Origin of the sequence: Pseudobacter sp. (genome assembly GCF_051955275.1) — a bacterium.
Taxonomy (GTDB): Bacteria; Bacteroidota; Bacteroidia; order Chitinophagales; family Chitinophagaceae; genus Pseudobacter.
In genome coordinates this window covers 1-9,878 of sequence record NZ_JBQCGW010000245.1, presented here as the reverse complement: position 1 = coordinate 9,878, position 9,878 = coordinate 1, and the positions used below count along the sequence as shown (strand labels likewise).

General features: G+C 48.7%; 8 protein-coding genes. 6 read left to right on the top strand and 2 right to left on the bottom strand.

From position 1 onward, the window contains the following. Nucleotides 1–2,008 (top strand): aminotransferase class III-fold pyridoxal phosphate-dependent enzyme (locus tag ACTHMC_RS21335; protein WP_440416232.1); only part of this gene is annotated, 2,008 nt, incomplete at its 5' end. Here ACTHMC_RS21335 and ACTHMC_RS21330 read toward each other — a convergent pair. Beyond that, nucleotides 1,998–3,800, bottom strand: a complete 1,803-nt coding sequence (locus tag ACTHMC_RS21330) for a patatin-like phospholipase family protein (RefSeq protein WP_440416230.1) — start codon at nucleotides 3,798–3,800, stop codon at nucleotides 1,998–2,000. The two genes, ACTHMC_RS21335 and ACTHMC_RS21330, sit on opposite strands and share 11 nt — an antisense overlap. A gap of 88 nt (nucleotides 3,801–3,888) precedes the next feature. Here ACTHMC_RS21330 and ACTHMC_RS21325 point away from each other — a divergent pair, with 88 nt between their 5' ends. From ACTHMC_RS21325 to ACTHMC_RS21315, 3 genes are all read left to right on the top strand, one after another. Further along, nucleotides 3,889–4,842, top strand: coding sequence for a VOC family protein (locus ACTHMC_RS21325; RefSeq protein WP_440416228.1), 954 nt, complete (start codon nucleotides 3,889–3,891; stop codon nucleotides 4,840–4,842). 3 nt (nucleotides 4,843–4,845) lie between these two features. Beyond that, entirely contained in the window at nucleotides 4,846–5,463 is a 618-nt protein-coding gene (locus tag ACTHMC_RS21320) for an alpha/beta hydrolase (RefSeq protein ID WP_440416227.1), read from the top strand. Between the two features lie 82 nt (nucleotides 5,464–5,545). Then, nucleotides 5,546–6,334: a zeta toxin family protein gene (locus tag ACTHMC_RS21315; protein ID WP_440416225.1), complete on the top strand. Its 789-nt coding sequence runs from the start codon at nucleotides 5,546–5,548 to the stop codon at nucleotides 6,332–6,334. On the opposite strand, the gene ACTHMC_RS21310 is transcribed toward ACTHMC_RS21315, so the two are convergent. After that, a complete protein-coding gene (locus ACTHMC_RS21310; protein WP_440416223.1) occupies nucleotides 6,294–7,868 on the bottom strand; it encodes an NAD(P)/FAD-dependent oxidoreductase in 1,575 nt (524 codons plus the stop codon). The two genes, ACTHMC_RS21315 and ACTHMC_RS21310, sit on opposite strands and share 41 nt — an antisense overlap. Before the next feature lie 145 nt (nucleotides 7,869–8,013). Here ACTHMC_RS21310 and ACTHMC_RS21305 point away from each other — a divergent pair, with 145 nt between their 5' ends. After that, nucleotides 8,014–8,655, top strand: coding sequence for a hypothetical protein (locus tag ACTHMC_RS21305; protein ID WP_440416221.1), 642 nt, complete (start codon nucleotides 8,014–8,016; stop codon nucleotides 8,653–8,655). An 86-nt stretch (nucleotides 8,656–8,741) separates the two neighbouring features. Continuing rightward, nucleotides 8,742–9,878 (top strand): DUF6377 domain-containing protein (locus ACTHMC_RS21300; protein ID WP_440416219.1); only part of this gene is annotated, 1,137 nt, incomplete at its 3' end.

The window sequence follows — 9,878 nt, the reverse complement described above, 5'->3', positions numbered from 1 at the left end:
TCTCAGGCTGCTCAGTTTTATCGACGGGGATTTCTGGGCTGACCTGCAATATCGCCCTGATCAGTTGTACCATTCATTAGGCAGTTTCCTGGGCAGAATGGATCAGCAACTTCAATCATTCTCGCACCCGGCAATGCACCGCCGTTATACCTGGGATATAAGCACGGCTGCCGATACTGGTAAAAAGCTTCAGTTTATTGAAAATCACCACCGGCGCAGGATTGCAGGTTATTTTATTTTGCAGTTTGAAACAGAGGTTCAGCCTTTATTGTCTTCCCTCCGCCATGCTTATGTGCACAATGATGCCAATGATCATAATCTTCTGGTAAAGGAAGCTGCGTTGAGCGGGCTGATTGATTTCGGTGATATGGTGTATACGGCGCTGATCAATAACCTGGCCATTGCATGTACCTATGCGATGTTTGATACAGATGATCCATTGAAGGCCGCTGCATTAGTGGTGGAAAGTTATCATGCATCATATCCTTTGACTGAACAGGAAGTTGATCTGCTCTATTACCTGATCGCAGCAAGGCTATGCATCAGCGTAACGGAATCTGCTTATAATAAACAGCAGGGCAGTACAAATGAACATCATTTCGTTACAGAGGCTGCTGCCTGGAAATTACTGGAATATCTGATTCAGCTCAATCCTGTAAAAGCGCAGGATGTATTCCGGAAGGCCTGTGGATTTGAAGGTATGATCAGCATTACTGATCAATACAATACATTGCTGGCACAAAGACAAAAACATATTGGCCGCAATCTCAGCATCAGCTACGAACAACCACTTAAGATCATCAGGGGTGCCCTTCAGTATCTCTATGATGATAAAGGCAATACTTTTGTTGATTGTGTCAACAATGTAAGTCATGTGGGGCATTGTCATCCTGTGGTGGTGCGCGCCATGCAAAAGCAGATTGCTACGCTGAATACCAATACAAGGTATCTGCATGATGCCCTGGAAGAATTTGCCATGCGCCTCACAGCAACGCTGCCTTCTAAGCTTCGTGTCTGTTATTTCACGAATTCAGGAAGTGAGGCAAATGATCTTGCTATCCGCATGAGCCGTTATTATACCCGGCAGCAGGATGTGATTGTATTGGATCATGCCTATCACGGCACATCAACAGTAGCTATTCAGCTCAGTCCTTATAAATTCGATGGAAAGGGTGGCAGTGGGCAGGAACCCTGGGTGCATAAGGCTTTGTCGCCCGACCTCTACCGGGGCGAATACCGGTATGGTGATGCCAATCCCGGAGAACAATATGCTGAGGATGTACAACGCATCATTAGCTTATTGCAGGAACAAAGAAAAGCTCCTGCGGCCTTTATCTGCGAGACCTTGCTGGGTGTAGGCGGACAGATCCCCCTTCCCGCCAATTATTTAAAAACAGTTTATGCGCATGTGCGCGCCGCTGGTGGCGTTTGCATCGCGGATGAAGTACAGGTGGGCTTCGGTAGGGTGGGAGAGCAGTTCTGGGGTTTTCAGTTGCAGGATGTAGAGCCGGATATAGTAGTGCTTGGAAAGCCTATCGGTAATGGTCATCCGCTGGCAGCAGTTGTGGTCACTGAAGAGATTGCCAATGCCTTCAACAATGGGATGGAGTATTTCAATACTTTCGGTGGAAACCCTGTTTCCATGGTAACAGGGAATACAGTGCTGCAGGTTATCCAACAGGAAGAGATGCAGCAGCATGCCAGGGAAACCGGCGATTACCTGTTACAGTTGCTGAAAGAACTGATGCAGAAACATGCCATCATTGGTGACGTGCGGGGACATGGTCTTTTTGTGGGGGCGGAACTGGTGCGTAACAGGCAGACCAAAGAGCCTGCCGTGCCGGAGATTGATCAGATTATACAGCAGATGAAAACCCGTGGCTTCCTGCTCAGTACCGACGGTCCTTTGCACAATGTGCTGAAAATAAAGCCACCGCTGGTATTTACCCGGGAAAACGCTTTGCAGATGGTGCAGCAGCTCGATGCTGTTCTGTCTGCTATGCAGTGAGGTTCTCTATCATAAAGCAGGGGTTTTGCTGAAAGCGTTCCCAGTCGCGCAGCAGCCCCTGTTTCAGTTCCTGCAAAACCGGGTCCTGCCTGTAGCGCTCATGCAGGGTCTCCAAGCGGCAGATATGTTTGATCAGATTGTAGCAGGCAGTGAGTTGCCCGGCCGCGATCACTTTATCCTTCTTTCCCTTATCTCTTTCATCAAACCAGAGCGTAGTGCCCATGGTTCTGGCTTCATCTACCAGTGATTGTATGGCGTCCGATGGCATCAGCACCGGTTTCATGCTTTGCCACCAGGCGCTGTCAACGTCTTCCAGGTTTTTCAACCGCCTTACCTGGTGGGCAGTACTGAACTCATAGATCAGGCAGACCAACGCGCGGTTCTTCATTACAGGCTTCGATAACAAATGCTCATATTGTCCTCTCCGGATCTGTTTCAGAAAGAGATCGCTCACCAGCATGAGGGAACTCTTCAGTCTTTCATTCACCATCGGCACCAGGCGGTTCAACGGAAGGCGCAGGAAATAATCCAGGTAGCGGAATGCCATATCCATCGTCCCTTTATTTTTCTTGCGGGCTTTGCGGAGTTTTGAATAACCGGTCCAGTACAGCACAGATAAACCCAGTGACGGAAGCAGCAGCAGGTAACCCGCTATAGGAGTGATGTTCAGAACAATGGCCGCAATGCTCAGTAATAATACCAGGTTGGCATATTTGCATACATTGATCAGTCGCTGTACCGTGAGTAATTGAAAAAATATATTGCTGTTTCCCTTTTTTTCCTGGTAAGGAGCATTGAAATAACTGCTCACATCGCAGGAGAGGATCAGGTCGAATGGATGGTGCTCATTGGATTTACCGCTTGCTTTCCCATTCAGGCGGCGGCTGTCTTCCATCTGTACGGCACGCAATCCCATATTATCACAAATACCTCCATCCATCAGTGCAAATGCTTTGTTCTGCACGTCAGCAAGCTTCAGAGGGTTATTATGCTGGTATTCCAGTCCGGATAAAAGCGCATTCACATCCCTGTTCTTCTCATGTACAAAATCGTTGGGGTAGAGAATGGGCTCAAAGCCGCTGGGGAAGCAGGAGGAGGCGGCCACCACATCGCTGAGTTTGAGCCGGCCTGCAGTATCATTGTTGTTGAATTTCAGGTAACCATTTCCGTTACGGAGTACATGATGCTTATGGGTGTTTACCTGGAAATAGAAATTGATCCCATTGTTGAATTCGGTGGTGTTGAAGCAAACCTTCTCCAGGTGCGGTTTTACTTTGTTCCTGCGGGCCTCAGCGATCTGCCCAAGGGTAACCTGTTTGAACAGCAGGTTATCATAGGCCTTGGCAAACGCGTTGATCAGGTTACGTTTCTTTTTTACAACGGTGGTGCCACCCTGTTCATCGGAGAGCTCACCGGTTTCGGTCCAGGCCTTTTTGTTGCGCAGGATACCGAAAGCTTCCTGCAGGAGCCGTTCCCCTTCCATTTCCCCGCGGAGTTGCTGGTAAAACCGGTTGAAATCATGTTCCGGGTCCGTGTATAAACTGCATACATAACCGGCATTGGTGATGGATCCCCCCGAGGTGCTGGTGATGAAACGAACTTTTTGAAGCAGGGAACTGTTGTTGTAGGGTATGCGATGCAGATAGGAGAGCACTCCCAGTGAAAAACTGGCTGCCCGAAAGCCTCCTCCCGAGAAGGTGAGCGCAATGTTTTGCAGAGGTGCTTCGGGTTCTATAGGTATGCAGTCGTCGATGACCCTGAGTTCGCGGGGCTGACTGGTGAACGCGTTCATAGAAAACGGTTTGGATTTATCTGCAAAAGGTACAGAAATTATTTGCTGCAAAAAAGAAGGTATCTTTAACCACCTCAAATACTGTAAGATGGCACAACTGATCACAGGTATTCATCACGTGACGGCAATTGCGGCCGACACCCAGAAGAACGTGGATTTTTATACCGGCGTACTGGGTTTGCGCCTTGTAAAAAAAACAGTCAATTTTGACGCACCAGATGTTTACCATCTGTATTATGGTGATGAAGCGGGCAATCCCGGCAGTATCCTCACCTTCTTTCCATATACCGGACTGGTCAGAGGCCGCCATGGTAAAGGGATGCTCAATACCACCACTTTCTCCGTTCCATCGGCTTCCATCGGTTACTGGGAAGAGCGGTTCAGGAAATTCAATGTAAAGTATAAACCCGCTGAGGAGCGCTTCGGTACCGAGGTGGTCATTTATTTTGAAGATGCTGACGGACTGGGGCTGGAACTGGTATTCAATGATCATGACAAAAGATTCGGTTATTCATACGGACAGATCCCATTGGAACATGCCATCAAAGGTTTTTACAATGTGGAGATCTGGCAGGAAGGATACGAGCGTACGGCCGGCCTGCTGACCGGTCAGATGGATCACCAGCTGATCGCTGAAAAAGGCAACCGCTTCCGTTTTGCGGCCAATGATTCCCCGGGCAATTACGTGGATATCCTCTGCACGCCGGATAGCCTGCGTGGCCTGGGTGGCAGCGGTACCGTGCATCACCTGGCTTTTGCCACAACGGATAAGGAGTCTCAGACCACCATGCAGAAGAAACTGCTGGAAGGTTCTTTCAATCCTACACCGATCCTCGACAGGAACTATTTTACGAGTATCTATTTCCGTGAGCCGGGCGGTGTGCTGTTTGAGGTGGCTACTTCCGGTCCGGGCTTTGATGTGGATGAAGACCTGGCGCATCTTGGCGAACTGCTGAAACTGCCTGCCCAGTATGAGAGCCGCCGCAGCAGGCTGGAACAGGAATTACCACCCGTAACTCTTCACATAGATCAATACAAATAATTTATGCATACAAAACAAGTGGTGGCTGCAGGCAAACCATTGTCCGAAGCAACTAAGGCAATGATCTTCCTGCACGGCCGCGGAGCAAGTGCAGAAGACATACTTTCTTTATCAGCTTATTTTCCTGTGCAGGATTTTGCACTGCTGGCGCCGCAGGCAACCAATCATACATGGTACCCATATTCTTTCATGGCGCCCGTTACAGAGAATGAGCCCTGGCTGAGCTCTGCCATCCAAACACTGGATGAAGTGGTGAAGGATGTGGTGAATGCGGGCATCAGTCATGATAAAATTTACCTGATGGGATTTTCCCAGGGAGCCTGTCTCACGCTTGAATATTCTGCCAGGTTTGCCAACCGGTATGCTGGTGTAATTGCGTTCACAGGCGGCCTGATCGGGGAACAGATCGATATGACCAATTATGGTGGAGATTTTAAAGACACCCCTATCTTTATAGGCAGCAGCGATCCTGATCCACATGTACCGGCAAGCCGCGTGCTGGCATCTGCAGCCATCCTCCGCAAAATGAATGCGAAAGTTACAGACAGGATTTATAAGGGAATGGGACATACCATTTCACAGGATGAGATAGACCAGGTGAATACACTGATCTTCGGTTAAGGCAGGATGGTAATCCGGAACTGACAATTGAACCTGAGCCTGATGATGAATTCAATCAATTGTTCACCGAAATCATTATCAAATGCCGAATCTGTATGTTATTGCTGGTTGCAATGGTGCCGGAAAGACCACTGCAAGCAAGACTATTTTGCCTGAATTATGGAATTGTAAAGAGTATGTGAATGCGGATCTCATCGCCGCGGAGCTCTGCCCTTCAGAACCTGAAAACGTAGCTATTGAAGCCGGAAGGATTATGCTGAACCGGGTAAATCAGTTGATGGAAACGGGCGCTGATCTTTCCATTGAAACAACCCTGGCTACCCGAAGTTTTGTGCCGCTTATTAAAAGGGCAAGAGCTAAAGGGTACATAGTGAAACTGGTTTTCTTCTGGCTGCGATCTCCGGAGATGGCCATCGCGAGAGTGGCTGACAGGGTAATGAAAGGTGGTCATAATATTCCGGAAGAAGTGATCAGGAGAAGGTATGAGCGTGGTATTTACAACCTCTTTCATTTGTACAGGGACCTCTGTCATCACTGGGAGTTGGTGAACAATATGTATGTGTACCCGGTGAGAGTGGCCACAGTCTCTATGGACCTGATGAATCCGGATGTCTGGAATACTATCCGTGCGCAAAACATGGTGAAGGATGATGCGCTTCCTTACGGTGATGAGTATTCGAAAAAAATGATCACCTGTATCAGCAAAGCTGTTTACAGGCTGGTGATTGAAACTGCTGAAAACTATGGTACGCTGGTGGTTGGTGATACTCAGGGTGGGTTCAGGCAGGTGCCGGCAACGGAGCTACTGGCCGTTTTGAATAAGCGATATCTTATTCCGCCTTCTCCTCATGATACTCCTGCTCCGTATTGATCTGCCAGAGATTTGATTTATCCGTCAAGCCATCCACAATATTATCCACGGCCACCATGGCTGTGAGCATGGAGTGATCTGAATTATTATACTTGTGCATGCCGTTACGGCCGATGAGAAATAAATTAGGGATCTGGTCCGTGAAATCCCTTACCAGGTCAAACCGGTTGTAGGTGCCGAAATAAGCAGGGTAGGTCTTTTCCATGCGCAGTACTACGGCATCCAGTACATCTTCTTTACGGGCAAGCCCGATGGTGGTCAGTTCTCTGATGGCCTGATCTCGGATGGCATCATCGGGCATTTTCCAGAAATCATCGGTCTCGTTGCAGAAATATTCCATTCCCACCCAGCGGTGTGAAGGATCTTTCACCATGTAAGGGCTCCAGTTATGAAAGAGTTGCAGCCTTCCTACTTTCACATCGCTTTCCTGGATATAGATCCAGTTGTCTTTCAGATCGAGGGCCCTGGCTTTGCCGGTGCTATCCACTGTGTTCAACTCCTTCAGCAGGATGCCTACAGTGATGAAATCGCGGTACTGCAGCCCGGCTGCCACTTCCCGCACTGCTCCTGGTATTTCTCCGGACAGTCCTGCAATGAGCTCCTGTACAGGCATGGTGGAAAAGAAATATTCTCCTTCAAAGGTCTGTGTTTTGCCTGTGCGCTTATCAGTGGAAGTAACGGAAGTGATTCGGTTATTGGTCTGCGTTAGTTGCTGAACATCCTGGTGCATCAATATCTTACCTCCTCTTTCTTCGATATCCCTGGCTACTGCTTCCCAGAGTTGTCCGGGCCCGAATTTGGGATAAAGAAAGCGTTCGATGAGACTTGTTTCCGTACCCTTCTGCGCGATATCTCCATTCTTTTTACCCGGCAGGAGAGCATGCGCCAGCACTTTGCTGAGCGAGATCTTCTTGATCCGCTGGGCGCCCCATTCCGCAGAGATCTTACTGCAGGGAACGCCCCAGACCTTCTCCGTGTAATCGCGGAAGAATAGTTCATAGAGCTGGAAACCGAAACGGTTCACCAGGAAATCCTCCAGGCTTTTTTCTTCTTTACGCGGTGCGATGCGCGCGCGCAGGTAAGAGAACATGATAGAGATGGTCCGTTTCAGACCGAGGTTGTTCAGGGTCTGAAAAGACAATTGTATGGGGTAGCTGAAAAATTTCCGGAGGAAATAGATCCGCGAAAGGCGGCTGCGCACCAGCATTACTTGGTCCGCATCCCTGGGGCTCGCAGTTTTTCCGGTGCTGAGTGAACGTTCCTGCTGCTGGTAGCGGATGGTGATATTGCTGTCAGCTGTTTCTTCCAGTGGCATGAAGCTCAGCCACCAGTTCATCACCCTGTCTGATTTTGAAAAGAAGCGATGTCCGCCGAGATCGATACGATTGCCTTTGTAATTGACCGTTTTAGCTATCCCTCCGAGGTCGCCGGACTTTTCCAGCACCACGGGAATGATATCCGTTCGCTCAAGCAATTCGTATGCAGCGGTGAGTCCGGCAGGACCGGCGCCTATGATGATAGCGGTTTTTGGCATCTTTCTTCTAATGGACGCGGCAAAATAAGGGGAAAATAACCAGATTCATTACAAAATATTAAGATGGTCATTACATTGGTCAGAAGCTTTTTAACATTGCAAAAACGGGCAGGATACCGTAAATTGGAGTACAATTACACACCCTATGTCTGAGTTTCTCACTTACTCGAAATTCTATACGAACGAAGAGGCCGAAGCGTTTGCTGCCCTGCTGCAGAAAAATGGAATTCCATTTGATGCAGAACGGGTGGGTGCTCCGCTCGATGGGCTCTATGTGGGAGAGGATACGGATCCACGTTACCTGGTAAAGGTGATGCAGTCTGATTTTAAAAAAGTGAATGAACTGATGAAGCATGAAATGGAAAGACAGGTGGAATTTGTACGGTCCGACTACTACCTGTATCAGTTCACCAATGAGGAACTGGCAGAGGTAGTGCGCAGGCCTGATGAATGGAATTATTTCGATCAGGCCCTGGCTAAGAAATTACTACGGCAACGCAATGTGGCCCTGGAGGCCATTCCTGTAGGCAATGTATTTTCTGCGGAAGACCTGTATCAGCCGTCCCGCATTGAAGGCAGCTGGCTGGTGCTGGCCTATCTCGCCGCCATTTTTTTCCCCTTCGTGGGTGTGCCGCTGGGAGCTGTGCTGTTCAGGGGTAAACGCACCCTGAGAGACGGAACGAAAGTTCCGCTGTTTGATGTAAGCGCCATGAACCATGGATGGGTGTTACTGGCGATAGGGATCATCCGGTCCGTCTTTTTTATTTTCCCCTGGCCCCGTCTTTAGGGATTGTTTTCTTCTGCTCCCTATCCATACACCAAAATCCTTAGTTTTACTGTCTGTATCCAATCATTACCAACAGTTGTAGCCTGATGAGATTTGTTTTATTGCTGTTTTTCATTTTCCCATTATTTTCTTACGCTCAGAACGGGGCAGGGATCCAGGGCCTGTTGAATGAACTTGATGCCGTGATCATTAATGATAATGAATATGCCGTTCAGAAAGAAAAGACCCTGCAGCAACTCAAGGACCAACTCAACACTCCACATTTAACCAGGCAGGACCTGTACAGTGTCTATCAGAAGATCAGCAGAGAATATGAAACCTATATCTGTGATTCCGCTATTGTCAATTCCGGGAAGGCACTGGCGCTGGCCACTGAACTGAAGAATATCAGCTGGATCAACGAAAGCAGCATTCATCTGGCCCGCTGCGAAGCCCGTGCCGGTATGTTCATCAATACCATTAACAGGCTGAACCGGATCAGGAGGGAGGAATTGACCAACCCTCAACGCGCTTCATTCTATGCAACCTATATCGATGCATATATCTATTGGCTCGAATACCAGAATGGCTATGAGACCGGGGATCTGTTGAAGGAGAAGGAAAGATACCAGGACAGCCTCCTGCATCTGTTGCAGCCTTCCACTTATGAGTATGCGATCCGGAAGGGGTTCCATCTGATAGAAAAGAAGCAGTTAGACAGTGCTGCGGCCCTTCTCAATGACTATTTCACGAAGGTGAAAGACCATTCGGAAGAAAGGGCAGGCGTTGCTTCCATCTTATCCTTCCTTTATAAAGTGAAACAAGACAGGCAGAAAGAAAAGGAATACCTGATCATTTCCGCCATGGCCGATATTAAGTCCGCCATCCGGGAAAATATTTCATTGCGCACCCTCTCCATTATCTTATTTGAAGAGGGGGATATCAGGCGTGCCGACAAATACATCAAGAAGAGCCTCGACGACGCCAATTTTTACAATGCGAGGCTCCGGAATATCCAGGCTTCCAGGATCCTGCCGATCATCGATAAGGCTTACCAGGAGGACAGGGAGAAACAGCAGGCCAGGCAGCGGATGCTCCTGATAGCCGTCAGCATACTTTCCGTGATCCTCATCATCAGCGTGCTCCTCATCTGGAGGCAGGTGCGGGCATTGAGACTGGCCCAGAAGGAGGTGTTGCTGGTGAACAACAAGTTGAAATCATTGAACAGTGAATTGCTGATGGCT

Coding starts and splice junctions, on each gene's coding strand:
- ACTHMC_RS21330 (WP_440416230.1), bottom strand. CDS start 3,800: ATGAACGCGTTCACCAGTCAGCCCCGCGAACTCAGGGTCATCGACGAC.
- ACTHMC_RS21325 (WP_440416228.1), top strand. CDS start 3,889: ATGGCACAACTGATCACAGGTATTCATCACGTGACGGCAATTGCGGCC.
- ACTHMC_RS21320 (WP_440416227.1), top strand. CDS start 4,846: ATGCATACAAAACAAGTGGTGGCTGCAGGCAAACCATTGTCCGAAGCA.
- ACTHMC_RS21315 (WP_440416225.1), top strand. CDS start 5,546: ATGCCGAATCTGTATGTTATTGCTGGTTGCAATGGTGCCGGAAAGACC.
- ACTHMC_RS21310 (WP_440416223.1), bottom strand. CDS start 7,868: ATGCCAAAAACCGCTATCATCATAGGCGCCGGTCCTGCCGGACTCACC.
- ACTHMC_RS21305 (WP_440416221.1), top strand. CDS start 8,014: ATGTCTGAGTTTCTCACTTACTCGAAATTCTATACGAACGAAGAGGCC.